Origin of the sequence: Nocardia fusca NBRC 14340 (assembly GCF_001618425.1) — a bacterium.
In the GTDB taxonomy this organism is placed as follows: domain Bacteria; phylum Actinomycetota; class Actinomycetes; order Mycobacteriales; family Mycobacteriaceae; genus Nocardia; species Nocardia fusca.
Map to the genome: position 1 here is coordinate 1 of NZ_BDCU01000006.1, position 24,801 is coordinate 24,801.

Annotated in this window: 27 protein-coding genes; 7 read left to right on the forward strand and 20 right to left on the reverse strand. The window is 67.8% G+C overall.

Translation table 11 applies throughout. The features are described 5' to 3' along the window. The first annotated feature begins 104 nt into the window (after positions 1 to 104). Positions 105 to 914: an enoyl-CoA hydratase/isomerase family protein gene (locus NF4_RS01185; protein WP_063125452.1), complete on the forward strand. Its 810-nt coding sequence runs from the start codon at positions 105 to 107 to the stop codon at positions 912 to 914. A gap of 6 nt (positions 915 to 920) precedes the next feature. Here the strand turns inward: NF4_RS01185 and NF4_RS01190 are convergent, their stop codons facing one another. From NF4_RS01190 to carD, 6 genes are all read right to left on the reverse strand, one after another. Continuing rightward, positions 921 to 1,196 carry a DUF4190 domain-containing protein gene (locus NF4_RS01190; RefSeq protein WP_063062966.1) on the reverse strand — a complete coding sequence of 92 codons (276 nt, stop codon included), beginning with the start codon at positions 1,194 to 1,196 and terminating at the stop codon, positions 921 to 923. Positions 1,197 to 1,356: 160 nt separating this feature from the next. Continuing rightward, on the reverse strand, positions 1,357 to 2,325 hold the full coding sequence (rlmB, locus tag NF4_RS01195; protein WP_063125464.1) for a 23S rRNA (guanosine(2251)-2'-O)-methyltransferase RlmB: 969 nt from the start codon (positions 2,323 to 2,325) through the stop codon (positions 1,357 to 1,359). Continuing rightward, on the reverse strand, positions 2,325 to 3,731 hold the full coding sequence (cysS, locus tag NF4_RS01200; RefSeq protein WP_063125453.1) for a cysteine--tRNA ligase: 1,407 nt from the start codon (positions 3,729 to 3,731) through the stop codon (positions 2,325 to 2,327). Before cysS ends, rlmB begins: the two co-directional genes overlap by 1 nt. Positions 3,732 to 3,994: 263 nt before the next feature. Next, the gene (ispF, locus tag NF4_RS01205) at positions 3,995 to 4,507 is read right to left on the reverse strand and encodes a 2-C-methyl-D-erythritol 2,4-cyclodiphosphate synthase (protein ID WP_051715022.1); all 513 of its coding nucleotides are present in this window, start codon (positions 4,505 to 4,507) and stop codon (positions 3,995 to 3,997) included. A 2-nt stretch (positions 4,508 to 4,509) separates the two neighbouring features. Beyond that, on the reverse strand, positions 4,510 to 5,223 hold the full coding sequence (ispD, locus tag NF4_RS01210) for a 2-C-methyl-D-erythritol 4-phosphate cytidylyltransferase (RefSeq protein WP_063125454.1): 714 nt from the start codon (positions 5,221 to 5,223) through the stop codon (positions 4,510 to 4,512). A gap of 2 nt (positions 5,224 to 5,225) precedes the next feature. Continuing rightward, a complete protein-coding gene (gene carD / locus NF4_RS01215) occupies positions 5,226 to 5,714 on the reverse strand; it encodes an RNA polymerase-binding transcription factor CarD (protein WP_011206964.1) in 489 nt (162 codons plus the stop codon). Positions 5,715 to 6,194: 480 nt separating this feature from the next. Between carD and NF4_RS01220 the strand changes: the two genes are divergently transcribed. Then, entirely contained in the window at positions 6,195 to 6,830 is a 636-nt protein-coding gene (locus NF4_RS01220; RefSeq protein ID WP_369690911.1) for a copper chaperone PCu(A)C domain-containing protein, read from the forward strand. Positions 6,831 to 7,444: 614 nt separating this feature from the next. Then, complete coding sequence (radA, locus tag NF4_RS01225; RefSeq protein WP_063125456.1) at positions 7,445 to 8,815, forward strand: DNA repair protein RadA; 1,371 nt, start codon at positions 7,445 to 7,447, stop codon at positions 8,813 to 8,815. 6 nt (positions 8,816 to 8,821) lie between these two features. Here radA and NF4_RS01230 read toward each other — a convergent pair whose 3' ends face one another. Together NF4_RS01230 and NF4_RS01235 are read right to left on the reverse strand one after the other, a co-directional pair. Then, the gene (locus NF4_RS01230) at positions 8,822 to 9,481 is read right to left on the reverse strand and encodes a hypothetical protein (RefSeq protein ID WP_063125457.1); all 660 of its coding nucleotides are present in this window, start codon (positions 9,479 to 9,481) and stop codon (positions 8,822 to 8,824) included. Positions 9,482 to 9,558: 77 nt separating this feature from the next. Next, positions 9,559 to 10,182, reverse strand: a complete 624-nt coding sequence (locus tag NF4_RS01235) for a carbonic anhydrase (protein ID WP_063125465.1) — start codon at positions 10,180 to 10,182, stop codon at positions 9,559 to 9,561. A gap of 167 nt (positions 10,183 to 10,349) precedes the next feature. Here NF4_RS01235 and NF4_RS01240 point away from each other — a divergent pair, with 167 nt between their 5' ends. Beyond that, positions 10,350 to 11,225 (forward strand): HhH-GPD family protein, encoded by an 876-nt coding sequence (locus tag NF4_RS01240; protein ID WP_063125466.1) that lies wholly within the window; start codon positions 10,350 to 10,352, stop codon positions 11,223 to 11,225. Between the two features lie 24 nt (positions 11,226 to 11,249). Here the strand turns inward: NF4_RS01240 and NF4_RS01245 are convergent, their stop codons facing one another. Next, positions 11,250 to 12,020 (reverse strand): alpha/beta fold hydrolase, encoded by a 771-nt coding sequence (locus NF4_RS01245; RefSeq protein WP_063125467.1) that lies wholly within the window; start codon positions 12,018 to 12,020, stop codon positions 11,250 to 11,252. 121 nt (positions 12,021 to 12,141) lie between these two features. On the opposite strand from NF4_RS01245, the gene mhuD reads away from it, so the two are divergent. Both mhuD and NF4_RS01255 read left to right on the forward strand, forming a co-directional pair. Then, the gene (mhuD, locus tag NF4_RS01250) at positions 12,142 to 12,456 is read left to right on the forward strand and encodes a mycobilin-forming heme oxygenase MhuD (protein ID WP_039821787.1); all 315 of its coding nucleotides are present in this window, start codon (positions 12,142 to 12,144) and stop codon (positions 12,454 to 12,456) included. 160 nt (positions 12,457 to 12,616) lie between these two features. Further along, positions 12,617 to 13,105 carry a hypothetical protein gene (locus NF4_RS01255; RefSeq protein ID WP_157119872.1) on the forward strand — a complete coding sequence of 163 codons (489 nt, stop codon included), beginning with the start codon at positions 12,617 to 12,619 and terminating at the stop codon, positions 13,103 to 13,105. Between the two features lie 48 nt (positions 13,106 to 13,153). Here NF4_RS01255 and NF4_RS01260 read toward each other — a convergent pair whose 3' ends face one another. Both NF4_RS01260 and NF4_RS01265 read right to left on the reverse strand, forming a co-directional pair. Then, positions 13,154 to 13,597, reverse strand: coding sequence for an OsmC family peroxiredoxin (locus NF4_RS01260; protein WP_063125459.1), 444 nt, complete (start codon positions 13,595 to 13,597; stop codon positions 13,154 to 13,156). 55 nt (positions 13,598 to 13,652) lie between these two features. After that, complete coding sequence (locus NF4_RS01265) at positions 13,653 to 14,105, reverse strand: SRPBCC family protein (RefSeq protein ID WP_063125460.1); 453 nt, start codon at positions 14,103 to 14,105, stop codon at positions 13,653 to 13,655. Between the two features lie 185 nt (positions 14,106 to 14,290). Between NF4_RS01265 and NF4_RS01270 the strand changes: the two genes are divergently transcribed. Continuing rightward, complete coding sequence (locus tag NF4_RS01270; RefSeq protein WP_063125461.1) at positions 14,291 to 15,406, forward strand: sensor histidine kinase; 1,116 nt, start codon at positions 14,291 to 14,293, stop codon at positions 15,404 to 15,406. 9 nt (positions 15,407 to 15,415) lie between these two features. Here NF4_RS01270 and NF4_RS01275 read toward each other — a convergent pair whose 3' ends face one another. The 9 genes from NF4_RS01275 to panD all read right to left on the reverse strand — a co-directional run bounded on the left by NF4_RS01275 (position 15,416) and on the right by panD (position 24,745). Beyond that, on the reverse strand, positions 15,416 to 16,063 hold the full coding sequence (locus tag NF4_RS01275) for a vWA domain-containing protein (RefSeq protein WP_198165186.1): 648 nt from the start codon (positions 16,061 to 16,063) through the stop codon (positions 15,416 to 15,418). Positions 16,064 to 16,219: 156 nt separating this feature from the next. Beyond that, positions 16,220 to 18,775 carry an ATP-dependent Clp protease ATP-binding subunit gene (locus tag NF4_RS01280; protein WP_063125462.1) on the reverse strand — a complete coding sequence of 852 codons (2,556 nt, stop codon included), beginning with the start codon at positions 18,773 to 18,775 and terminating at the stop codon, positions 16,220 to 16,222. Between the two features lie 377 nt (positions 18,776 to 19,152). Further along, a complete protein-coding gene (locus tag NF4_RS01285; RefSeq protein ID WP_084532767.1) occupies positions 19,153 to 19,713 on the reverse strand; it encodes an FHA domain-containing protein in 561 nt (186 codons plus the stop codon). A 319-nt stretch (positions 19,714 to 20,032) separates the two neighbouring features. Next, positions 20,033 to 20,392 (reverse strand): histone-like nucleoid-structuring protein Lsr2, encoded by a 360-nt coding sequence (locus tag NF4_RS01290; RefSeq protein ID WP_030524140.1) that lies wholly within the window; start codon positions 20,390 to 20,392, stop codon positions 20,033 to 20,035. Between the two features lie 117 nt (positions 20,393 to 20,509). Continuing rightward, complete coding sequence (gene lysS / locus NF4_RS01295) at positions 20,510 to 21,976, reverse strand: lysine--tRNA ligase (RefSeq protein ID WP_063125469.1); 1,467 nt, start codon at positions 21,974 to 21,976, stop codon at positions 20,510 to 20,512. Between the two features lie 295 nt (positions 21,977 to 22,271). After that, positions 22,272 to 22,694 (reverse strand): rhodanese-like domain-containing protein, encoded by a 423-nt coding sequence (locus tag NF4_RS01300; protein ID WP_030524142.1) that lies wholly within the window; start codon positions 22,692 to 22,694, stop codon positions 22,272 to 22,274. Positions 22,695 to 22,702: 8 nt separating this feature from the next. Then, positions 22,703 to 23,329 (reverse strand): cupin domain-containing protein, encoded by a 627-nt coding sequence (locus NF4_RS01305; protein WP_084532766.1) that lies wholly within the window; start codon positions 23,327 to 23,329, stop codon positions 22,703 to 22,705. Between the two features lie 185 nt (positions 23,330 to 23,514). Next, positions 23,515 to 24,309: a type III pantothenate kinase gene (locus NF4_RS01310; RefSeq protein ID WP_030524144.1), complete on the reverse strand. Its 795-nt coding sequence runs from the start codon at positions 24,307 to 24,309 to the stop codon at positions 23,515 to 23,517. Between the two features lie 16 nt (positions 24,310 to 24,325). Beyond that, entirely contained in the window at positions 24,326 to 24,745 is a 420-nt protein-coding gene (gene panD / locus NF4_RS01315) for an aspartate 1-decarboxylase (protein ID WP_063125471.1), read from the reverse strand. Positions 24,746 to 24,801: the final 56 nt, after the last annotated feature.

Here is a 24,801-nt window from a genome sequence, read left to right on the forward strand (position 1 = left end):
CACAGCACCTCCACCCCGTCAACCCATATCCACCTCTGCGAACCAGCCCGCATGCTCAACCCCGCGCGCGCCGCCGCGCCATGAACACGGCTACCATCCGAGCCATGAGTTCGGAATTGCTCGTCGATGTCTCAGCGGGCATCGCCGTCCTCACATTGAATCGGCCGGCGAAACAGAACGCCTTCAATCCCGCGATGACCGAGGCGCTGGGGGCGGCGCTGAAACGGTGTGACACCGAGGACGCCATCCGGGTCGTGGTGATCACCGGTACCCCGCCCGCTTTCTGTGCAGGCGCCGATCTGTCGGACCGGGTGGGCGAGGTGAGCGCGAGTATCGATCCGCCGCCGTTCCGGGTGCGCAAACCGGTGATCGCGGCGGTCAACGGGCACGCGGTGGGTGCGGGGCTGGCGCTGGCACTGCAGTGCGATCTGCGGTATGTGGCCGACGACGCGGTCTACGCGCTGAGCCAGGTCCGGCGCGGGGTCCTCGCCGACGGCTATGTGCACTGGACGCTGCCGCGGCTGGCCGGGCTGGCCAATGCCGCCGATATCCTGCTCACCGGCCGTACCTTCGACGGGGCGGAGGCCCGGGCCATGGGCTTGGCCAATGCCTGTCTGCCCGCGGCGGAGGTGGTGCCGACCGCGATGGCGGTGGCCCACGATATCGCGGGCGGTTCGGCCCCGTTGAGCGCCGCGCTGTCCAAACGGCTGCTGTGGGAGGGTGTCGGGCTGGAACCCGACGTGGTCTCGCGGCTCGAAGCCGACCTGAACGAGCACATCGCCGACGGCCGGGATGCCGGGGAGGCGATGGCCGCCTTCCGGGAGCGCCGCCAGCCCTCGTGGTCCGGCTCGATCAATGACGAATGGCCGAGCTGGGCGCGAACGAAATGGACCGGGCAGCAGAGCCTGGACTGACGCCGCTCAGCCCCCGCCGAGCAGCACCACCAGGAACAGCAGCGCCATCACGACCATGAGGATGGTGCCGATCACACCAAGGATGAATCCGACGACAACCTGCGTGTGGCCCCCGTACGCGCCGCCGGACTCCTCGATCTGATCGAGTGCGCGTTTACCCAGCGCCCAGGCCACCGGCCCGGTCAGCCCGCAACACAGCACGCTGAGCGCACCGAGGAACAGCACCGCTGTCGCATGCGGGTGCTCTACCGGCTTACCGATGGGCGCGTTGGGTATCACCACATGACGAATTCTACGGTGCGGTGCCGGATTTGCGGTCCGGGCGCGGCGGATTCACTCCCGAACCGGTCGCTGACCGCTACCCGACACGCCCGATCACCGCGCCGCGGCAGCGGCTTCCGACCCGGCGACCGGGGCCGGACGGGAGCCCGTGACCGGACGTTCAGGCGCGGCGCTGCCGGGCGGTTTCGGCCAGCACCACGCCCGCGGCGACGGAGGCGTTCAGCGATTCCACCGGGCCCGCCATCGGAATGCTCAGGACCGAATCGCAGGTCTCCCGGACCAGCCGCGACAGCCCCTTACCTTCCGAGCCGACGACGATCACCGTCGGGGCGGTGGCGTCGAAATCGTCCAGGGACAGATCGCCGCCGGCGTCCAGGCCCACGATCTGGACACCGGTGGCGGCCCAATCCTTCAGAGTGCGGGTGAGATTGGTGGCCCGGGCCACCGGCAGCCGGGCCGCGGCGCCGGCGCTGGTCCGCCACGCGACCGCGGTCACGCTGGCGCTGCGGCGCTGCGGAATCACCACGCCGTGACCGCCGAAGGCCGCGACCGAGCGCACGACGGCGCCGAGGTTGCGCGGATCGGAGATATTGTCCAGCGCTACCAGCAGTGCCGGCTCGGCGGATTCCCTGGCCCGGGCCAGCAGGTCGTCGGGGTGGGCGTACCGGTAGGGCGGCACCTGCAGTGCCAGGCCCTGGTGCAGGCCGTTGGAGCTCATCCGGTCCAGATCGGTGCGCGGCACCTCGAGAATGGAGATCCCGGTATCGGCGGCGAGGCGGACACTCTCGGTGAGCCGCTCGTCGTTCTCGGTACCCACCGCCACGAACAGTGCGCTGGCCGGAACCCCGGCCCGCAGACACTCCACCACGGGGTTGCGGCCCAGCACCAGTTCGGGACCGTCCTCGCTGCGCCTACCGGCCGGACGCCCGCGACCGGGCGGATTGTTCTGCGCGGCTTTGGCTTTCGCCGCGGAGCGACGCGCCGCCGGATGTTTCGTGCGCTGTTCGGCCGGTGGCGTCGGCCCGCGGCCTTCCAGCCCGCGACGGCGCTGGCCGCCGGACCCGACCACGGCGCCCTTCTTGGTGCCGCCTTTACGAATCGCACCGCGACGTTGCGAATTGCCGGCCATCAGCCCGCCTTTCCAGGGATAGGTGCGCCCAGCGACCATTCGGCACCGTTGGGTGTATCGGTTACTTCGATTCCGGCCGCCTGCAGCCGATCACGGACCGCGTCGGCGGTCGCCCAGTCCTTGGCGGCCCGGGCCTGCTGGCGCCGTTCGAGTTCGGCGCCCACCAGCACGTCCAGGGCCGCATCGGCGGCCGAATGGTCGGCGGCGCTGTGCCAGTGCGGGTCGAGGGGGTCCACGCCCAGGACATCGAGCATGGCCCGGATCTGCCCGGCGTGTTCCCGGGCGGTGTCGAGCACGCCGGCGTCGAGGGCGCGGTTGCCTTCGTGCACGCCGTGATGGATCTCGGCGAGCGCTTTCGGCACGCCGAGATCGTCGTCGAGTGCGGCGGCGAATCCGTCGGTCCATTTGCCCATCGGAATATCCCCGCCGCGTTCGGCCACTCGCTGTACGAACGCTTCGATCCGCTGATAGGACTGGGCGGCATCGTGCAGCGCCTTGTCCGAATATTCCAGCATCGACCGGTAGTGCGCACTACCCAGGTAGAAACGCAATTCCACCGCGCGCACCGATTTCAGCACATTCGGGATGGACAGCACATTGCCGAGCGATTTCGACATCTTCTCGCCGCCCATGGTGACCCAGCCGTTGTGCAACCAGTACCGGGCGAAACCGTGCCCGGCCGCCTTGGACTGCGCGATTTCGTTCTCGTGGTGCGGGAAGACCAGGTCCATTCCACCGCAATGGATATCGAATTCCGGCCCCAGATAGAACTCGGCCATGGCCGAGCACTCCAGGTGCCAGCCGGGCCGCCCGGGGCCCCAGGGCGAGGGCCAGGTCGGTTCGCCCGGTTTGGCGGCTTTCCACAACGTGAAATCACGGGGATCGCGTTTGCCGAGGCCGGCGCTCTCGCCCTGGTGCACATCTTCGAGCCGGTGCCCGGACAGATGCCCGTAATCCGGGTAGCTCCGGACATCGAAATACACATTGCCCTCGGAGGCGTAGGCGTGCCCCCGGTCGATCAGACGCTGCATCAATTCGACCATCTGGGTGATATGGCCGGTCGCGCGCGGTTCGGCGGACGGCGGCAGTACACCGAGTTGCCGATAGGCCTGGTCGAAGGCGCGTTCGTGCGTCGCCGCCCATTCCCACCAGGGCCGGCCGGCCGCGGCCGCCTTGCTGAGAATCTTGTCCTCGACATCGGTGACATTGCGGATGAACGCCACATCCGAACCGTTGGCCGTCAGCCACCGGCGCAGAATGTCGAAGGCGACCCCGCTGCGTACATGACCGATATGGGGTAGCCCCTGCACGGTCGCCCCACACAGGTACACCGAGGCGTGGCCGGGTACCAGCGGCGTGAAATCACGCAGGATCCGTTTCTCGGTGTCGAACAGGCGCAGCGTCACGGCAGTCGATCCTAGTTTCGTGTATGGATTGCACTCGGATTTGGTGCAGCGGGGATATGGGCAGGGTAGCGGTGCGGCCGGGTGCACCGGCAGTCGGCTCGGCCGCGCGGGGGAACTTCGGTATTCCACTGCCGCGGGTTCACGGCCTGCCGCGGGTTCACGGTCGGCAGTTGTCGCGGTGAGCGGCTCACCGGCTCGAACCGATCACCGACCGGTGTGGCCCGGCGCCGGGCCACAGAACTGAGCGGGCGGCCTCGCGGGCCCTATGCCGGTCGCACCTCGCCACCGTCTCCGGGCTGTCCACTCGGCCGCCCGGGACAGTGCAGCAGCGCGGTGGCGACCGCGGCGATCCCCTCACCACGCCCGGTGAGGCCCAGGCCGTCACTGGTCGTGCCGGAAACCGATACGGGCGCGTCCAGCAGATCGCCCAGCACCTGCTGGGCCTCGGCGCGACGCGGACCGATCCGCGGCCGGTTACCGATCACCTGAACGGCGGCGTTGACGACCTCGTATCCGGCGTCGTCGAGCAGTCGCCGCACTTCTTTCAGCATGGCGGCCCCGGAGACCCCGGCCCATTCCGGCCGGCCGGTGCCGAAGACCGAGCCCACATCCCCCAGGCCCGCCGCGGACAGCAGCGCGTCGCAGAGAGCGTGCGCGGCGACATCACCGTCGGAGTGTCCCGCGCAACCGTCCTCGCCGTCGAACAGCAAACCGGCCATCCAGCAGGGACGACCCGGTTCGATCGGATGCACATCGGTGCCGATTCCCACTCGCATGTTCAGCACGGCGTCACCGCCGGGCGCGCGATGAGCAGAGATTCGGCCAGGCGCAGATCGAGCGGGGTGGTGATCTTGAAGGCCAGCGGGTCGCCGGCGACGGTACGCACCTCCACGCCCAGCCGCTCCACCAGGCCGGCGTCATCGGTCGCCGAGCCCGCGTCGGCGTACGCAGCACGCAAGGCGCCCGCGGCGAACCCCTGCGGAGTCTGGATGGCCCGTAACGCCCCACGATCCGGCGTACCGGTGACATTCCCGCCGGAATCGACGGTTTTCACGGTGTCCACCACCGGCAGCGCGGGCACGACCGCGGGATGACCGGCGCGCAACTCGTCCACCACCCGGGCGATCAGCGCGGGCGGCGTGAGCGCCCGGGCCGCGTCGTGCACCAGGAAGAACGCCGCATCACCGGCAGCGGAGAGACCGGCACGTACCGAATCGGTGCGCTCGGCGCCGCCGACCACGATCCGTACCGGGGCATCGGGGGGTAGGAGAGCTGCCGTCCGGTCGACGTGTTCGGCGGGCACCATCACAATGATCTCGTCGACGACCGCGGCAGCCACCAGCCCGTTCACAGCCAGTGTGAGCATGGGTGTGCCGCCGATCGGGACGAACGCTTTGGGTTCATCTGCACCCAAGCGCACGCCACGACCGGCGGCAGGAACCAGTGCGGTGACGGGACCGGCGCCACGGCCGGGACCGTCCTTTTTGTGCACGATCAGGAAGCCGCGGCGAGGACCTCGTCGAGAAGCGTCTCGGCCTTGCCGTCATCGGTGCCCTCGGCGAGCGCGAGCTCCCCGACGAGGATCTGCCGAGCCTTGGCCAGCATCCGCTTCTCGCCCGCGGACAGGCCACGATCCTGTTCCCGGCGCCACAGGTCGCGAACGACCTCGGCCACCTTGTTCACATCGCCGGAGGCGAGCTTCTCGAGGTTGGCCTTGTAACGGCGGGACCAGTTGGTGGGCTCTTCCGTATGTGGCGCACGCAGCACCTGAAAGACTCTGTCGAGACCTTCCTGGCCCACTACATCGCGAACGCCGACATATTCCGCGTTTTCCGCGGGAACCCGAACAGTGAGGTCACCCTGTGCGACCTTCAGGACCAGATACTCTTTCTGCTCACCCTTGATGGTGCGGGTCTCGATAGCTTCGATCAAAGCCGCCCCATGATGGGGATAAACGACGGTATCTCCGACCTTAAAAATCATGTGTCCCGTGCCCCTTTCGATGTTCACAGTTTAACACGCGACTCAATAACGGCGCGATCAACTGCGCAGGTCAGGGCCACAACGACCGGGTACTGGGGCTTGACAGGACGAGTTTGGTGTGCATCACGTTGTGCCCGAACGGGTGTCGGGCACGGGCCCTCCGAGGGCATATGAAAACCCACTCGGCGCGGTCGCGCAAGCGGGTCGCGGAGGCCCGATCGTTACCGGTCAGCGCGACGCGCCGGGATATACGCGACACCTGGCCGATGAGCCGTTCCAGGACGCACACCGGGGCGGTGCGAGACTACGATCCGCGACCCACCGGACACACCATGACGTGCGACAAATCACACACCGCGCGCCATGTAATCCCCCCTGACACCGCCCGGTGCTCCCCAGGCCCGAACCCAACTACTACAGTGCCTAGTTGGAGTGCGCCCACTCGGACATGGAGGACAACCCGTGACTGCCCTGACTGCTGTGACTGCCGCTGGCCCGGTCCCGACCCGGCGGCGCCGCATGGTGGCGGCCGCCGCGCTCGCCGCCGGTGCGGCGCTCATCCTGTCCGGCTGCGGCGCCGGCCAGATCTCCCAGACCGCCGTACAGGTCGCCGCCATCAACGGCAACACGGCCAACGCCGGCGATATCGCCCTGCGCAACGTGCACATCGTGTTCCCCGGCAACGGCAATGCCACCCACACCGCCGGCGGCAAGGCAGCGCTCGCGCTGTCTATCGTGAACACCGGCGCGGTGGGCACCGACGAACTCACCGGCGTCACCACCGACCTCGGGACCGTCGAGATCACCCCGGGCAAGGGCGACAGACTCGAGATCGCCCCCTCCGAGACGGTCGTGGTCTCCACCCCACAGGCCGGCGCGGAAACCCACACCAGCGGCGAAACGATCAAGACCGAAGGCGGCGAGACCACCCCGGCCCGCATCGAGATCACCGGCCTCACCCAGAACATCACCCCCGGCCTCACCTACGACGTCACCTTCAACTTCAAGAACAACGGGAATGTCCTGGTCCAGGTCCCGGTAGACGCCGGTGTAGACGCCCCCCGCCACGAATCGGAGCTCTCCAAGAGCACCACGGGTTCCGCCGGCGGGCACTGAGTCCTTCGGCGCCGATACCGGCTTCCGGGGGTCGGGCTCGGCCTCGGGTCCCGACCGCTTGGAGACAGTTCGAGAATCCGCGCGCCACGGGCAGACTTGATCGCGAAGGTGTGAACGTCGGCCTGCTTGTGAAGGTGCTGTGTTTTTGGCGCCGCCTGCGGCGGCGCGGGGTTGAGGCCCCCTGGGTCTCGCCGTTTCGGCCTCGAGACTCGAGCTTCGCGCATGCGCTTCGAGGCCGAAACGGCGAGACGGGCCTCAACCCTTGGAGGTGTCTCGTAAAACTCGACGCATGCGGGTTGCGTCGGCATTCGATGTTCGGGTCGGATGTCGACTCGACCGCCTGGTCGGCCTGGCGTCTGATCGTTTTCACGAACAGGAGCGCCTTCTCGGTGCCGAGTCTTACGAGGCCCTGAAAGGGTCGAGGCCCGTCCCGCCCTTGGCCGGAGGTGCTCAATGGTCGCATTCCATGGACGGGGCCCACCGCACATCGCATGCGGCGAAGCCGCGAGTCTCGAGGCCCGAACGGCGGGACCTTCGGGGGCCTCGACCCCGCGGCGCCGCAGGCGCCGCAAATAAACACTGTCGGCGGGCGTGCGTAGGGTGCGGCTGTGGCAGTGACCAAGAACAAAGCCGTCTATCGGTGTTCGGAGTGCGCGCACGAAGTCGCCAAATGGGTCGGTAAGTGTCCTGGCTGCGGGTCCTGGGGGACCGTGGACGAGGCGATGCCCGTGGCGGCCGCGACGGCGGGACCGGGGCGTAGGGCGATGCTCCCGAGTACCGCCGCGGCGCCGATCTCCCGGATCGATTCACAGACGACCACGGCGCGGCCCACGGGGGTTTCCGAGCTGGACCGGGTGCTGGGCGGCGGGATCGTCGCGGGGTCGGTGGTGTTGCTGTCCGGTGAGCCGGGGGTGGGCAAATCGACGTTGCTGCTCGAGGTGGCGCATCGCTGGGCGCGGCAGCGCGACGAGCGGGCTCTCTACGTCACCGCGGAGGAGTCGGCGGGACAGGTGCGGTTGCGCGCCGACCGGACGGGTGCGGTGCACGACCGGGTGTATCTGGCCGCGGAATCCGATCTCTCGGTGGTGCTCGGACATGTCGATCAGGTGAAACCCACACTGCTGGTGGTCGATTCGGTACAGACGATGCTGGCCGCCGATACCGACGGCGTGATCGGGGGTGTCACCCAGGTACGAGCGGTGACCGCGGCGCTGACGTCGCTGGCGAAGGCGAGCGGTATCGCCGTCCTGCTGGTGGGACATGTCACCAAGGACGGCGCGGTCGCCGGTCCACGCACGCTGGAACATCTGGTCGATGTGGTGTTGCAGTTCGAGGGCGACAAGAACACCGCGTTGCGGATGGTGCGCGGGATCAAGAACCGGTTCGGCAGCGCGGACGAGGTGGGCTGTTTCGAACTCCACGACGACGGAATCGCCTGTGTGACAGACCCTTCCGGCCTGTTCCTGCACCATCGTGCGGATTCGGTGCCGGGTACGGCGGTCACCGTCGCGATGGACGGAAAGCGACCGCTGGTCGGCGAGGTACAGGGGCTCACGGTGGAAACGCAGGCGCCGGCGCCCCGCCGGGCCGTCAGCGGACTGGACTACAACCGGGTGGCCATGGTGCTGGCGGTGCTGCAGAGCCGGTGCGGTCTCTATGTCGGCAAACAGGACATCTACGCCGCCACCGTGGGCGGTATGCGGCTCACCGAACCCGCCGCAGACCTCGCCGTCGCGCTCGCCATCGCCAGCGCGGCCCGCGATACGGCGCTGCCGCCCGGTTGGGTGATCCTCGGCGAAGTGGGGCTGGCCGGGGAGGTCCGGCGGATCACCTCGGTGACCCGCCGGCTCGCCGAGGCCGAACGACTCGGCTTCACCACCGCGGTGGTCCCGCCGGGTACCGACGGCAAGGCCACGCCGATGACCCTGCACGAGGCGTCCAGTCTGCGCGGCGCGCTGCGGTTGGCAGGCCTGACGAAGAAGTGACTCCGCTCAGGCGATGTTGAAGGGTTCGGGCGCGCTGCGCACCGAACCCATCTGCGCCACCACGTTGTAGGCGCCCGCGGGTACCTGCACCCGCTCCCCCGCGCATTCCGGCTGCGAGGTCGCGCCGGTCCAGGTCACCGTGAACGCGGCCTGCTCACCGCGGTCGAGGGTGCGCACATCCGGATCGCCGTCGGGAAAACAATCCGTGCTCGCCCACAGTTGCCGCCCACCGTCGAGTGAGTGCACGGATACGCGCTGCAGCCCGGATCCCATGTCCCGGGTGCACGGCGCACCGGAGATATTGGTGATCACGATCCCGAATACCGGTTCCTCACCCATCTGGTAGGTGGGCTGCCCCACCGACACCTTGATGGCCAGTGACTGGTCGGCACATTGACCGGAGGCCGCCGGGGTGGGTTCGGTACTGCGCGTACCGGATGCCGTGCCGGACGTCCGCGTGGTGGTGGATGACGCGGCCGGCTCCGGGCCGGGCTCGGTGGTCTCGGAGGTCGATGCCGCCGCGGCGGCATCGGGCGCGTCACCGCCCCGGGAGACGGTGACGGCCAGCCAGATAACCACCGCGAGCGCGACCACGAGCGCGCCGATGGCGAACACACGACGCCGCCAGTAGATCTCCGGCGGTAACGGTCCTGTCGGTTCCAACACGTGTCAACGGTAAGCGCAGCGGGCGGCAGCGGTCGTCAACGGCACACCCGAAGGTGGCGCCGACAGCCGGCCACGGGTCAGACCGTCTCCCCGATATTGCCGACCACGCGATGCAGCTTCGCCCGGCCGTCGACCAATTTGTAGGTGACGCAGGCGATCGCGCATTTACCGGCCTCCACCCGCTCGGACACGATCATCGACCGCTCCATCAGCAGGCGGCTGGTCTCCACCACGTGGCGGGCTTCGAGTTCGTCCACCGATTCGAGCCCCTCGCGGCGCCCGATCAGCATCGACGGTGTGACCTTCTCGACGATGCTGCGGATGAATCCGCCGGGCACCTCGCCGCCGTCCAGCGCCTCCAGGGTCGCTTTGACCGCACCGCAGCTGTCGTGCCCGAGCACCACGATCAGCGGTACATCGAGCACACCGACGCCGTATTCGATCGACCCCAGCACCGCCGCGTCGATCACGTGGCCCGCGGTGCGCACCACGAACATATCGCCAAGCCCCTGATCGAAGATCAGTTCCGCGGCGACTCGGGAATCTCCGCATCCGAACAGCACGGCGGTCGGATGCTGGCCGGCGACGAGCTTGGCTCGATCGGCGGCTCCCTGACTAGGATGCAGCAGCGTGCCGTTCACGAAGCGCTCGTTTCCTTCGCGCAGCGACTTCCAGGCACTTACCGGGTTGGACTGAGGCATGGTGTCCATTCTGCACGATTTGATGTGCTCGCTTGCTTCCGTCCCGTTACAGCGCGGCGTCCCTTCACGCCGAACCGGTGAAACTGCACGGTGAGGTGAACGGAGCGGGTCGGGTGAGCAGCGCAGGTATCGGGAAGCCGGGTTCGGGCGGGCGCGGTGTCGTGTCGATCGAACCCGGCGCGATCGACTCCGACACCCTGATCGACTGGTACGCCCGCACGGCCCGGGACCTGCCGTGGCGGCGGCCCGGGGTGAGCGCCTGGCAGATCCTGATGAGCGAGATCATGCTGCAGCAGACGCCGGTATCGCGGGTGGAACCGATCTGGCGGGAATGGGTGCGGCGCTGGCCGGTGCCCTCGGCCATGGCGGCGGCGAGCGCGGGCGAGGTGCTGCGGGCATGGGGCAAACTCGGCTATCCGCGCCGCGCCCTGCGCTTGCACGAATGCGCGCAGGTCCTGGCCGCCGAGCACGGTGACCAGGTGCCCGACGATGTCGAGGTGCTGCTCGGACTGCCCGGGATCGGCGCCTACACCGCGCGGGCGGTCGCCTGTTTCGCCTATGGGGCGCGAGTTCCGGTGGTCGACACCAATGTGCGCCGGGTGGTGGCACGGGCCGTGCACGGCCGGGAGGCCGGCAACCCGGCCGCGCGCGATCTACGGGAGACCGAGGCGTTGCTACCCGGCCGGACCGACCGGGCCGCCGTGTTCTCGGCGGCCCTGATGGAACTCGGCGCGACGGTGTGCACCGCGCGGACCCCGGATTGCACCCGCTGCCCGCTGCCGCGTTGCGCGTGGGTCACGGCGGGGCGGCCGGTGGCCGAATCGACACGCCGGACGCAGAAGTACGAGGGCACCGACCGGCAGGCGCGAGGACGACTGCTCGACGTGTTGCGGGCCGCGCACGCACCGGTGGAACGCGTCCGGCTGGACCTCGCCTGGACCCGTGACCCCGGCCAGCGCGACCGCGCACTGGATTCGCTGCTGGTGGACGGGTTGATCGAACAGACCGACGACGGACGGTTCGCCCTGGCTGGAGAGGGCTGAAGCGCGCCCACGGCCGGGGGTTGCTCAGATCTCGGCGGCGGTGCCGGGTACTCCGCGCAGGACGCGGGCGAGGAAACTCTCCACCTCGGCCCGGTAGCGCTCCGGCTGATCATCGTGCACCAGGTGACCGGCGTCGGGAACCAGGACGTGCTCGGCGGCGGGGTGTAGTTCGGCCATCCGGCGCATCTGCCCCGGCGGGGTGATGGTGTGTTCACCCTCGATCAGCAGCGTGGGCACGGTGAGCCTGCCCCACTCCCCCCAGAACGACCGGACCCCCCACTCCTCCGAGATGTCCCGGAAGGTGGCCACCTCGCCGTGCAACCGGTAGCCGTCCGGGCCCCGCTGGAACGAATCGCGGAAGTAGCGACCGGCAACCGGGCCGAAATGCGCCACCAGGGCGGCCTCGTCCGCGAAAGGCTGCGGCCAGGCCTCGACCATCGCGGCCCAGTGGGCGGCGGTACGGCCGGTGAAATCGGCTGCCATATCCTCCACCACCAGCCCGCGCACCCGGCTCGGATACGTGGCCGCGAACACCCAGCCGTGCAGGCCGCCCATCGAATGCCCGATCACGATCATCGGCTCGGCGATTCGCGCGGTGGCGTCGGCCAGGTCGGCGACGAGGGCCTCGGTGGTGAGTTCGGGCGGGGCGGGGCGGCCGTGCCCGGCGGCGTCGAAGGTGTACACCCGGCCGTGGTGGCGCAACCACTGGACCTGGTCCTGCCAGGTGCGGGCGCTGCCCATCAATCCGTGCAGCAGCAGTATCGGAACCCCGGTCCCACCTTCGTCGTGCAACACCGGGCCGAGTTTATTCACAACCCTCCACAGGGCGCGGCGGCGCTCCCGGGGCGCGCGCAGTGGCCCTGTTGTGTCGTGCGGCACTGTCCCACCCGGAGCCGCGATACCTAAGCTCAGGGGTATGGCTGTTGTGAAGATCAATGCGATCGAGGTCCCCGAGGGCGCGGGCCCCGAGCTGGAGAAGCGGTTCGCCCACCGCGCGCACGCGGTCGAGAACTCCCCCGGGTTCCTCGGCTTCCAATTGTTGCGGCCCACGGCCGGCGAGAATCGGTACTTCGTGGTCACCCAGTGGGATTCCGAGGAGTCGTTCGCGGCGTGGCGCGACGGTCCCGCCAAGGAGGCCCATGCCGGACAGCAGAACAAGCCTGTCGCCACCGGCGCCTCGCTGCTGGAGTTCGAGGTCGTCCTCGACGTGGCGGGTAAGCCCGCCTCCTGATCCGTTCCGCACACACCGGCCACGCCGCCGATCGCCGGCGGCGTGGCCGGTGCCTCGCCGCGCTCACCGAGTCGAGCACCCGCGGCAGTACCCCGGTACCGGAGGCCGCTGCTACCGCGGGTTGATCCGGGGAGCGGCCGGCACCGGGCAGGTTCGGTGTATGAACGACACCGCACTCGCCCACCCGGACAGCCCACTCGTGCGGCGGCCCGCGGCTGTCACCATCGCCTTCGTCGCGCTCGTGGCGGCCGTGGGCTGCGGAATCGTGGAAACCGCGGTTCGCGGCGCGCGCATACCGGACGACATTGCTGATATGGGCGCGCTCACCGCCGGTTGGTTGCTGCGCACCGCAATCTATCTGGGGGTTCTCGGTATCGCGTGGCGAATGCTGCGGGGCGAGCGCTGGGCCAGGAACCTGCTCACCGTGGGCATCGGCGTACTGGGCACGGCGTCACTGGTGGTGGAGCCCGTTCGGATGCTCGCGGCAGCGGGCACCGGTGTGTTCACCGATATGAGCGCCGCGACCGCGATTCTGGCGCTCACTCGTGCCGGCCATATCTGCGCCGTATTCGTCGCGATCCCGGCCATGTACACACCGAGTGCCCGGGCGTGGTTCCAGCCCGGGCACGGCGCCGGTAGGGCCGGATAGGGGCACTTCGCGATCCCGGGCCCCGGCTCGGGGCCCGGGACAGGCACGTCAGGATTCCAGAGCAGCGTCCAGGGTGATGTCGTCCACTCCGCCGAGAGCCTTGCTGACCGGGCATCCGACCTTGGCCGCGGCGGCCGCCGCCGCGAAACCCGCCTCGTCGAGCCCGGATACCCGGCCGCGCACCGTCAAGGCGATCCGGCTGATCCGGAAACCGCCCGCCGGGTCGGGACCCAGGGTCACCGCGGCCGAGACGTCGAGGCTCTGGGGGGTACCGCCGGCCTGGGCGATCTCGTTCGACAGCGCCATCGCGTAGCAGGACGAATGGGCCCCGGCGATCAGCTCCTCCGGGCTGGTCGTGCCGTCGGCGTCATCGGCCGACCGCTTCGGGAACGACACGTCGTACTTGCCGACCCCTGAGCTGACCAGCTCGACCTGGCCGGAGCCGTCCTGCAGACCCCCGGTCCATGCGGTGCGCGCGGTACGTGTGGGCATCACGATCCTTTCGAAGACGATTCGTTGCGAGCAGGACTCGAACCTACTCGTACCCTCACTTCGTCGCAGTTCGTTCGTCGAGGCGGGCCAGCAGCGCGGGCCACGCCTCCCGATGCCGGTCGCGGGCCGCCTCGTCGGCGAAACCGCTGTGCCGCAACCTCAATCGGATGCCGCGGGGTTGTTTGACGAACTCGACTCGCACCACCGTTTCCGCACCCTCGGTGCCGCCGGCGCCGGTCACCCAGGTCAATTCGATGAGCCGGCCCGGTTCCAGACGGAGAAAGCGGCCGTAATGCGGCCGGGAGTTCCCCTGCTCCAGGGTCTCGAAATAGAACGGCTCGTTCACCTCGGGCCGCATCCGCACCGAGGACGGTTCCGCGAGCCAGATATCGAGGCCCTGGGTCCACGCCAGGTAGAGGAGTTCGGGTGAAGCGGTCATCACCCGCTCCACGGTGAGTTCGTACGGCCGTGTGGACAGGTCCGGTACACGCACTTGCTGGTCGACCATCACTGGACCATACCCGCGCCGGGGCGGGTACTGCCGCAGATGCGATGATCACGCGCCGCTGCCGACCGGCCCACCCGGAACCGGCACATTCGTCATCGGAATACCATTGCGGCACCGGAAATCCGGGTGTGCGCCGACGCCCGAGCACAACAGGCGAATAGGGTGGTGCAGGTGGAGAGTTCGCGATGACGAGCTGGCAGATGGTCGGGCTACTGGGCTGGGTTGCGCTGGCCGCTGCGCTGTTCGAAGTGCTGCGGCACCGGCGCCTGCTCGCACAGACCCGGCAGGCCCTGGACACCGCCGAACGCACGGCAGCGCGGCAGCAGCGGGAACTCGAGGTCGGCACGGAGCGCTTGCTGATCGCCCGCGAACTGCACGACGTGGTGGGGCACAATCTCTCGCTCATCAACGTGCAGGCCGGGATGGCTCTCCAGCAGGTTGAGAACAAGTCCGCGAAAGCGGCGGGGACGGTCGCCGAGATCAAAACCACCAGCCGCAACGCGCTCGAGGATGTGCAGGCACTGCGCCACGCGATCCAGGCGGTGGAGCCCGCGTCCGGCACACCGGCACCGCCGCCGCGCGACCACGACCCGACCGGCGCCGGGGATAACGGCGCACGCGAGCATGCGAAGCGTTCCCGACGAGGTGGTTTCGGCCGCCGCGACCGGCCCGGCGGCGATCGGACGCAAGGAAACGGAGCAGGCGCGGGTCGCCCACCGGCCGCCTCGCATGCGCCGCCCCCACCACCTCGCGAGCCCGATCCCACCATGTCCGACCTGGACGAACTCCTACGCAAACCCCGGCTGGCGGGGTTGACGGTGCACACCCGGGTCCTCGGAACTCCCGATTCCCTGCCCGCGGCCATCGACGACGCGGCTACCCAGATCGTCCAGGAATCCCTGGCCAATGTCGTACGCCATGCCCCGGGCTCCGAGGCCACCGTGACGGTGCGTTACGCCGCCGATTCCGTGGATCTCACCGTCGACAACACCCGCCCCACCGGTAAGCCCGAACACGCCGGCCCCACCCGCGGGATGGGGATCATCGCCATGCGGGAGCGCACCCACGCGCTCGGAGGCGCGTTGACCGCCGGCCCCAAACCCAGCGGCGGCTACCGGGTCGCGGCGCGGCTACCGAGCCGCCCACTGCGGATCGCGATCGACCCGGATGCGCGGCCGCGGGCCCGTAAAGAGGTCGGCGACAACAGTTCTCGGGAACCGGCGGCACCGGTAGCGGTGACCTCCGAACCACGCGGAGCTGCCGGGGCCCCGGCCGATCCGGGGCCCGCCGGATCCGAGTGAACCCGCGGTTCAGCCCGGGTTCGCGTCGCGGCGCTCCTGCTCGGTGAACCCGGCCGCACGCGCCCCCGGTGCGCCCGCCGGAGCCTGTAGACGCCGTGAATACGCCCCTGCCGCCCGGAAGACGCCGGCGACACCGGCCGGAGCCGCCCCGTAGGTGATGGACTGCTGCGGGGCGAAGCCGAGACCGCTCCCGATTGCGACCGCGTCCATATTGGCGCCGAGGAACAGGAAATCCCAGCTGTAGACGTTCTGCTGTTGTTCGATCAGTGACCGCACGGCGGCATGGGTCCATTCGCGGCTCGAATTCTCGTGCCCGTCGGTGAGAACGACCACGATCACGGTGCCGGGCCGCTCGTCCTCCGGCCTGGCCGCCAGTTCGGTACCGAGATCGGTGACCAGTTTGCCGATGGCGTCGTAGAGCGCGGTGCCGCCGCGCGGCTGCAGCACCGGCGGTGGCACCTGATCGATCGGGACGTTGGAATACACGCATTCGTACTCGGTATCGAATTGCGCCAGGGTGACCCGCACTGCTTTCCCGGCCTGCCGCTGTTCCTCGAAATAGGCGGCCAGCCCGCCCTCGGTATCGGATTTGATGGTCTGCATGGAGCCGGAACGGTCGAGCAGAACCGCGATCGTGGTCAGATCCGGATTCGTCATGGTGATACCCCCGATTCGTATCGAATGAACTGCCCCCACCGTACGCGCGCGCACCGGCCGGAATGTCTCACCGACGGGTGACGGCCTCTCACCCACGCAAAAAGGGCCTGCCCACCGGTGTGGTACCGGTGGGCAGGCCCTGTGTTGCGCTGTCGGCTACTCGCCCGAAGCGGCTTCGGTCGAACCCTCGCCCGCGCCGGTGAGCACGACCTCGGGCTTCTTCTCGCCTTCTTCCTTGGTGAGCTTGGCCTTCGGGGTGAAGGTGAAGCGGGCGTCCTCGCCGGAGCCTTCGCCATCCCAGCCCTCGACATCGACCTGAACGGTCTGGCCGGGGCCGATCTCGCCGAAGAGGATCTTCTCCGAGAGCTGGTCCTCGATCTCGCGCTGGATGGTGCGGCGCAGCGGCCGGGCACCGAGCACGGGGTCGAAGCCACGCTTGGCCAGCAGGCCCTTGGCGTTCTCGGTGAGCGTGATCGCCATATCCTTGTTCTTCAGCTGCCGCTCGACGCGGGCGATCATCAGATCCACCATCTCCACGATCTGCTCGGTGGTGAGCTGGTGGAAGACGATCACATCGTCGATACGGTTGAGGAACTCCGGCCGGAAGTGCTTCTTCAGCTCGTCGTTGACCTTGAGCTTCATCCGCTCGTAGTTCGACCCCTCCGCGTTGCTCTGCGAGAAGCCCAGCCCCACGGCCTTCGAGATATCGGAGGTACCGAGGTTCGAGGTGAAGATCAGCACCGTGTTCTTGAAGTCCACGGTCCGGCCCTGGCCGTCGGTGAGGCGACCGTCCTCCAGGACCTGCAACAGGGTGTTGTAGATCTCCTGGTGGGCCTTCTCGATCTCGTCGAACAGCACGACCGAGAACGGCTTGCGGCGCACCTTCTCGGTGAGCTGGCCGCCCTCTTCGTAGCCGACGTACCCGGGAGGGGCACCGAACAGCCGCGAGGCGGTGAAGCGGTCGTGGAACTCGCCCATATCGATCTGGATGAGCGCGTCGTCGTCGCCGAACAGGAAGTTCGCCAGCGCCTTGGACAGCTCGGTCTTACCGACACCGGACGGACCGGCGAAGATGAACGAGCCGGACGGACGCTTCGGATCCTTCAGGCCGGCGCGGGTACGGCGGATGGCCTTGGAGACGGCCTTGACCGCGTCCTCCTGACCGATGATCCGCTTGTGCAGCTCGTCCTCCATGCGGAGCAGACGTGTGGTCTCCTCCTCGGTGAGCTTGAAGACGGGGATACCGGTCCAGTTGGCCAGCACCTCGGCGATCTGCTCGTCGTCGACCTCGGCCACGACATCCAGGTCACCGGAGCGCCACTGCTTCTCGCGCTCGGCCCGTTTGGCGACGAGCTGCTTCTCCTTGTCGCGCAGCCGCGCGGCCTTCTCGAAGTCCTGCGCGTCGATCGCCGATTCCTTCTCCCGACGCGCGTCGGCGATCTTGTCGTCGAATTCGCGCAGGTCCGGCGGCGCGGTCATCCGGCGAATGCGCATCCGGGCCCCCGCCTCGTCGATCAGGTCGATCGCCTTGTCCGGCAGGAACCGGTCGTTGATGTAGCGGTCGGCCAGGGTGGCCGCGGCCACCAGGGCCCCGTCGGTGATGGAGACCCGGTGGTGCGCCTCGTAGCGGTCGCGCAGACCCTTGAGGATGTTGATGGTGTGCTCGACGGTCGGCTCGCCCACCTGCACCGGCTGGAACCGGCGCTCCAGGGCGGCATCCTTCTCGATGTACTTGCGGTACTCGTCGAGGGTGGTGGCGCCGATGGTCTGCAGCTCACCGCGGGCCAGTTTCGGCTTCAGGATCGAGGCCGCGTCGATCGCGCCCTCGGCGGCACCCGCACCGACCAGCGTGTGCAGCTCGTCGATGAACAGGATGATGTCGCCACGGGTGTTGATCTCCTTGAGCACCTTCTTCAGGCGCTCTTCGAAATCACCGCGGTAGCGGCTGCCCGCGACCAGGGAACCCAGGTCGAGGGTGTAGAGCTGCTTGTCCTTCAGCGTCTCCGGGACCTCGCCGTTGACGATGGCCTGGGCCAGGCCCTCGACGACGGCGGTCTTACCGACACCGGGCTCGCCGATCAGGACCGGGTTGTTCTTGGTACGGCGGCTCAGCACCTGCATGACCCGCTCGATCTCCTTCGAGCGGCCGATGACGGGGTCGAGTTTGCCCTCCAGGGCCGCCTGGGTGAGATTGCGGCCGAACTGGTCGAGCACCAGCGAGGTGGACGGAGTACCCGTCTCGCCCCGGGCGCCGGATTCCACGGGCTCCTTGCCCTGGTACCCGGACAGCAGCTGGATGACCTGTTGGCGGACCCGGTTGAGGTCGGCGCCGAGCTTGACCAGCACCTGGGCCGCGACACCCTCACCCTCGCGGATCAGGCCGAGCAGAATGTGCTCGGTACCGATGTAGTTGTGACCGAGCTGCAGCGCTTCGCGCAGGCTCAGCTCCAGCACCTTCTTGGCGCGGGGGGTGAACGGAATATGACCGGACGGGGCCTGCTGGCCCTGGCCGATGATCTCTTCGACCTGGCTGCGCACGCCCTCCAACGAGATACCGAGCGACTCCAGGGACTTGGCCGCGACACCCTCACCCTCATGGATCAGACCCAGCAGGATGTGCTCGGTGCCGATGTAGTTGTGGTTGAGCATCCGGGCCTCTTCTTGGGCCAGGACGACGACACGCCTCGCGCGGTCGGTGAACCTCTCGAACATCGCTCCCTCACTCTCCTGCTCCGGACTCTATGGCCGGCTGACGCCGTGGTGTGTCGTGGACAACCGTCGGCTTCAGCCTGCCATGAAGGCCAGGGGTTGCGGCCCCCGCCTCCCACTCTAGTTGGCAGGGGATTACGCCGCCGCCGCTCCACCCTAATGATGTGGGCCCGACGGCAGACCTATTCACTCATAACGCCCTTACCCACCGATTGGTTTCCCACTCCGGTTTTGCCCAGAGCGAACAGAACGACTCCCAGAGCTGGGGAGATCCGCGCCGACGGACCGACGACGGCGGTACGACGCGCCCGGAGCAGGCAGTTCCCCGGCACCGGAGATCAACAGGTGAACGCCGCGGCGAAAGAGAAGCCGGCGGATCCTCAGAGATCGCGATCGGTGATGAGCCCGCTGCGCATGGCCAGCGCGGCCAGCCGGACCCGCTTCTGGTTCTGGGGCAGGTCCTCGACGCCGAACTTCGCGAACAGGGCGCGCAGATGGGTCTTGACGGCGTCAACACTCAAAAACAGCTCGTCGGCGATCTGCTGGTTCGTGGCGGGGGCGGCGAAACCGGCATCCCCTTTGAACGGGCGACACAGCGCGACGAGTACTCCCCGCTGCGCCTCGGTCAGCGAACGCACGGTGGGCATGCTCGCGCCGGAGGCGCGGGTGGCGTCGTCGGCGACGCCGTTGAAGTCGTGGAAGGACACCAGCGAGGTGCCCACCCGGATACGGTCACCGGGCATCAGGCGACGGCGGCCGTTGATGCGTTCGCCGTTGACGAACGTGCCGTTACGGGAAAGGCCGTCGTCCACGATGGTCCAGTGCGCGGCGAGGTATTCGACCGCGGCGTGCAGTCGCGACACCTCCGCGTCCCAGCGCAGCGACAGATCGGCACCCGCGGAGCGGCCGATGGTGATCCGCTGCCGATCGGGGCTCAACATCACCTCGCGCCTACGGCCTTCGTCATCGGTGAATCGAAGGAACGAACCGACGGATCCGGACACTGCGCCGATACCTCACCTCTCCATATCGGCAGCAACTGCCGAACACTGCGGACCTCTTGCACCGCGGCGCCCCGGGCCCGGCCGATCGCATCTATCGTGCCGGGCAGTCGGCCGCTCGGGCAAGATGGAACGCCGCCGGGCGCAGCGGCCCCGGCGATCGACGCCGGGGCCAGCGGTAATTCCAAATAGCTATCGAGAAGACCAGCCGTCGGCGTGCTCTGCGAATATCCCGCACGCGCGACGGTTGAAAGAAGAACTATCCCTTCGCGGCCTTGTTGTACGCGTCGGTGATATCGGCGGAGATACGGCCACGCGCGGAAACCTTGTGACCATTCCGGCGCGCCCACTCGCGAATAGCCGCGCTTTGTTCTCGATCCATGGTGGCGCGTGCCTTGGTGTTCCCGGAGGCCGCGACAGCGGCCTTCACCCGACGCCGCCCGCTCACCCGCCGGGCACTGGTCACCCACTGCTCCAACTCGTCCCGAAGCTTGGCTGCATTCGTCGACGACAGGTCGATCTCGTACGACACCCCATCGATTGCGAACTCGATGGTCTCGTCCGCGATGGACTCACCGTCGACATCGTCGATCAGGCTAACGGTGACCTTCTTTGCCATGAGATGAACGTCCTCTCGAAATCGTGCGGCCCGCAAAATCAGGCCGATTACCCGAGGCAAGAATACCTCGAATTCGGAAAATTCCAAGACGAGCGGCCTGCTATGCAAACCGATCGCTCAACGGCCGACCGGCCGCACTATTGGGAACAGTATCGTTTCCCGGATTCCCAATCCGGTGAGCGCCATCAACAACCTATCGATTCCCATACCGGTTCCGGTCGTCGGCGGCATCCCGTGTTCCATCGCGGCCAGGAAGTCTTCGTCGAGCACCATTGCCTCGTCGTCACCGGCCGCGGCCAGGCGCGCCTGATCGACGAACCGCTCGCGCTGGATCACCGGATCCACCAACTCCGAATAGCCGGTGGCCAACTCGAAGCCGCGGACATACAGATCCCACTTCTCGGTTACCCCGGCCCGCGACCGGTGCTGCCTGGTCAGCGGGGACGTCTCGACCGGGAAATCACGGACGAAAGTCGGCACGTACAGCTTGTCGCCGTAGCAGTGCTCCCACAGTTCCTCCACCAGTTTGCCATGGCCGTAGCCCTTACCTTCGGGAATTTCCAGACCGACTCGATCGGCGAGCTCGAGCAATTCCGGAACAGTTGTTTCCGGAGTGACGTCCACCCCCGTAGACTCGGACAACGACGGATACATCTCGACCGTTGTCCACTCACCGCTCAGGTCGTATTCCGAACCGTCGGCGAGGGTGACGACCTGCGTTCCCAGCGCTTCTTGGGCGACTTCCTGGATCAATTCCCGGATCATGCGTGCGGAGTCGTCGTAGGTACCGTACGCCTGATAAGTTTCGAGCATCGCGAACTCGGGCGAATGGGTGGAATCGGCACCTTCGTTACGGAAGTTGCGATTGATCTCGAAGACCCGCTCGATCCCGCCGACCACGCAGCGCTTCAGAAACAATTCCGGAGCAATGCGCAGGTAGAGATCCATATCGAGCGCGTTGGAGTGGGTGCGGAAGGGCCGTGCGGCCGCGCCTCCGTGCAGCGTTTGCAGCATCGGCGTCTCGACCTCGAGGAAATCACGGCGTTCCAGAGCGTTGCGCAGCGCACGCACCACCGCCACCCGGGTACGGGCCGTCCGGCGGGCCTCCGGGCGCACGATCAGATCGACATAGCGCTGCCGGACCCGTGCTTCCTCGCCCATCTCCTTGTGCGCTACCGGGAGCGGACGCAGTGCCTTCGCGGCCATGGACCAGGAATCGGCCATGACACTCAATTCACCCGTACGCGACGAGATGACCTCACCGTGCACGAAAACCATATCGCCGAGATCCACATCGGCCTTCCACGCCGCCAGCGCGTCCGCACCGACACCGTTCAGGCTCACCATGGCCTGCAAAGTGGTGCCGTCGCCCTCCTGTAGCTGAGCGAAGCACAATTTGCCGGTATTTCGCATGAAGATGACCCGGCCGGCCACACCGACGAGCCGACCGGTCGCGGTATCGGCCGCGAGATCCGGATAGGCGGCGCGGATTTCGGCCAGGCTATGGGTGCGCGGCACCGAAACGGGATAGGCCTCCCCGCCCGACTCGAGCAGCCGCTCCCGCTTCTCCCGGCGGATCCGCATCTGCTCGGGGACGTCGTCGACCTCCACAGAGCGGCTGGATCGCCCCGCGGGAACAACGCCCGCGGAGCCGCCGGATGACGAGATGTTCGGGTTGCTCACAGCGAACCACCCTAGCGTGCACCGCAAATCGATTCGTCATCCGCCCGCCCCAACCGCGCGATAAGGAATCACTTGCGGAAGGCGCGGCAGGGCAGCCCGGGAGAAATAGACCATTTGGTTGCTTAGAATTTCCCGCGGCGCCGACGCACTGCGGAAATGTATTGTCGTCCGGCCGCATTCGGCCGAGGACAACAATTCAGAGAACGGCGAGCGAACGAACTTCCCTGGTGAAGTGCGCGGCACCGGTGGCCACCGATCGCATACCGGCGGCTTCCAGCGCCTTGTATCCGCCGACCAGATCGGTCGCGCGATGCAGCCCCAATTGGCGCAACGACGCCGCGGCGAGGCTGGAGGTGTACCCCTCCGAGCAGACCACCACCCACTCGACATCGTGATCGGTGGCCAGCGCCAGGCGCGCCGAGCTGCTGGGATCGAGCCGCCACTCGAGCACATTCCGTTCGATGACCAGGGCTCCGGGCAGCGCCCCTTCCCTGGCCCGCTGCGCCGCGGGGCGGATATCCACCAGAATCGCCCCGCGGGCGAGCGCGGCAGGCAGTTCTACCGGATGGATCCGCCGCAACTGCGCGCGGGCCTGGTCGAGCATCTGATCAATGGTCAGTCGCGACATCAGAGGTCACCTTCGGGCTGGTCGGTGAGAACGGTGTGGGTACGCCGCAGGCTGCCGTGTCCGGTCACTTCGTAATAGGACATGGCAGTGAGCGGCGGCGAGTAGGCGTGCACGCTCAAGGTGGGGTCCAGCGGTCCGGTACCGGACGAGCCCGAGACCGCGATCCGGTCGGGGGCACGCACGACATCGTGCACCCAGCCGATGGGGAACGCGGCCTGATCGCCGGCGGACAGCACCCGGTGACGCAGTTCGGTACCGTTCCATCGGTATTCGGCCAGCGCCCCGCTGAGCACGGTCAGCGCGCCGAGCGAACCGGCGTGATCGTGCAGTTTCGTGGATTTGTCCGGAGTCCAGCTGATCAGCCAGATATCGACCTCGTCGTCGGCGACCAGACGCGTGGCCCAGCGGTCGACCGCCGGCCACAGACCGTCCGAGGGAAGCAGATGGTCGTACCGTCCGGCGAGCACGTCCTCACCGGTCTCGTCGGTCAGGCGGAGCAGATCCGCCGGGCGCAGCCGCGTCGGCAGGGCCGGGGCGATCGGACGATCGGGAATCGGATTCGCGGCCGCCGCGGAAGTATCACGGACCGGTCGACGCACTACGGACGAGAGAGCAGGCGAATGCATGAACGCATCTCCAGGAAGTAAAGAAACGGTCGAGGACTGCAGAATGCCTCGAACGGTCGAGGCGAATCAGCCTCGACAACACTCCTGGGTACGCATGCGGTTCAGCACACGTTGAGCTTAGCAAGCCGGCGTCGCCTCGGCCACATTCGGATCAGCGGAATATGTCACAGGCTCGGACCGCGGTATCAGCCACGAGCGCGGCGCTGATTGCGTTCGAAGACCAGCCGCAGGCCGGTGATCGTCAGATGGGGCTCGTGGTGCTCGATGGTCTCGGATTCATCGATGATCAGCGGAGCCGCCGCACCGGTGGCCACCACCGCGACCCCCGCATCGGCGAAACCGTCGATATCGTCCCGGATACGGTCGACCAGACCGTCCACCAGACCGGCGAAACCGAAGATCGCACCGGACTGGATGCATTCGACACTGTTCTTACCCACCACCGACCGGGGCCTGCTCAACTCCACTCGGCGCAACGCGGTCCGCTCGGTCAGCGCCTCGGTCGCGGTCTCCACCCCCGGTGCGATGACACCGCCGAGGAACTCCCCCTTCGCCGATACGAGATCGACACAGATCGACACACCGAAATCCACCACGATCGCGGCCCCGCCGAACTGATGATGGGCGGCGAGACTGTTCACGATCCGGTCCGCGCCGACCTCTTTCGGATTGTCCACCAGCAACGGAATACCGGTCCGGACGCCGGGCTCCACCAGCACATGCGGCACATGCTGCCAGTATCGATCGAGCATGAACCGCAGTTCCCGCAATACCGGCGGCACCGTCGACAAACCGGCCACACCGGTCACCGCGTCGAGATCCGGGCCCACCAGACCCCGCAGGCTCATCGCGAACTCGTCGGCGGTGTGCAGCGGATTCGTATGTATCCGCCAATGCCGGACCAACTCGGCCTGCGATCCGGAACCCGCGGTCAGCCCGACCACCGTGCTGGTCGTACGGACATCGATGGTCAGGAGCATGCGGTCACCGCGCCGCTCAGACGAAGGTCAGGTTGCGCGGGCTGATCAGATCCGAGCCCTCCGGCGCATGCGCCGGATCCGAGCCCAGCTCGACCGGACGATTACGGTCATCGACGAACACGACCTTCGGGTCGTACTCGCGCAACTCGGCCTCGTCCATCATGCCGTAGGCAATGAGAATGACCAGGTCACCGGGGTTGACCAAATGAGCCGCGGCACCATTGATACCGATCACTCCGGACCCCCGCTCGCCCGCGATCACATAGGTTTCGAGACGGGCTCCGTTATCGATGTCGACAATGCAGACCTGCTCACCCTCGAGCAGGTCGGCCGCATCGAGAAGATCCTGGTCAATGGTCACCGACCCCACATAGTGCAGATCGGCATGGGTCACGGTGGCCCGGTGGATCTTCGACTTCATCATGGTGCGCAACATCATCGTCGCCTCTCTGTGTTCATGGCGCCGCCTCCGGCGGCGCGTGGTCGGGGCCC

Coding starts and splice junctions, on each gene's coding strand:
- NF4_RS01185 (WP_063125452.1), top strand. CDS start 105: ATGAGTTCGGAATTGCTCGTCGATGTCTCAGCGGGCATCGCCGTCCTC.
- rlmB (WP_063125464.1), bottom strand. CDS start 2,325: ATGGCCGGCAATTCGCAACGTCGCGGTGCGATTCGTAAAGGCGGCACC.
- ispF (WP_051715022.1), bottom strand. CDS start 4,507: ATGCGAGTGGGAATCGGCACCGATGTGCATCCGATCGAACCGGGTCGT.
- carD (WP_011206964.1), bottom strand. CDS start 5,714: ATGATTTTTAAGGTCGGAGATACCGTCGTTTATCCCCATCATGGGGCG.
- NF4_RS01235 (WP_063125465.1), bottom strand. CDS start 10,182: ATGCCTCAGTCCAACCCGGTAAGTGCCTGGAAGTCGCTGCGCGAAGGA.
- mhuD (WP_039821787.1), top strand. CDS start 12,142: ATGGCTGTTGTGAAGATCAATGCGATCGAGGTCCCCGAGGGCGCGGGC.
- NF4_RS01255 (WP_157119872.1), top strand. CDS start 12,617: ATGAACGACACCGCACTCGCCCACCCGGACAGCCCACTCGTGCGGCGG.
- NF4_RS01260 (WP_063125459.1), bottom strand. CDS start 13,597: ATGCCCACACGTACCGCGCGCACCGCATGGACCGGGGGTCTGCAGGAC.
- NF4_RS01265 (WP_063125460.1), bottom strand. CDS start 14,105: ATGGTCGACCAGCAAGTGCGTGTACCGGACCTGTCCACACGGCCGTAC.
- NF4_RS01270 (WP_063125461.1), top strand. CDS start 14,291: ATGACGAGCTGGCAGATGGTCGGGCTACTGGGCTGGGTTGCGCTGGCC.
- NF4_RS01275 (WP_198165186.1), bottom strand. CDS start 16,063: ATGACGAATCCGGATCTGACCACGATCGCGGTTCTGCTCGACCGTTCC.
- NF4_RS01280 (WP_063125462.1), bottom strand. CDS start 18,775: ATGTTCGAGAGGTTCACCGACCGCGCGAGGCGTGTCGTCGTCCTGGCC.
- NF4_RS01285 (WP_084532767.1), bottom strand. CDS start 19,713: ATGTTGAGCCCCGATCGGCAGCGGATCACCATCGGCCGCTCCGCGGGT.
- NF4_RS01290 (WP_030524140.1), bottom strand. CDS start 20,392: ATGGCAAAGAAGGTCACCGTTAGCCTGATCGACGATGTCGACGGTGAG.
- lysS (WP_063125469.1), bottom strand. CDS start 21,976: ATGCGGATCCGCCGGGAGAAGCGGGAGCGGCTGCTCGAGTCGGGCGGG.
- NF4_RS01305 (WP_084532766.1), bottom strand. CDS start 23,329: ATGCATTCGCCTGCTCTCTCGTCCGTAGTGCGTCGACCGGTCCGTGAT.
- NF4_RS01310 (WP_030524144.1), bottom strand. CDS start 24,309: ATGCTCCTGACCATCGATGTCCGTACGACCAGCACGGTGGTCGGGCTG.
- panD (WP_063125471.1), bottom strand. CDS start 24,745: ATGTTGCGCACCATGATGAAGTCGAAGATCCACCGGGCCACCGTGACC.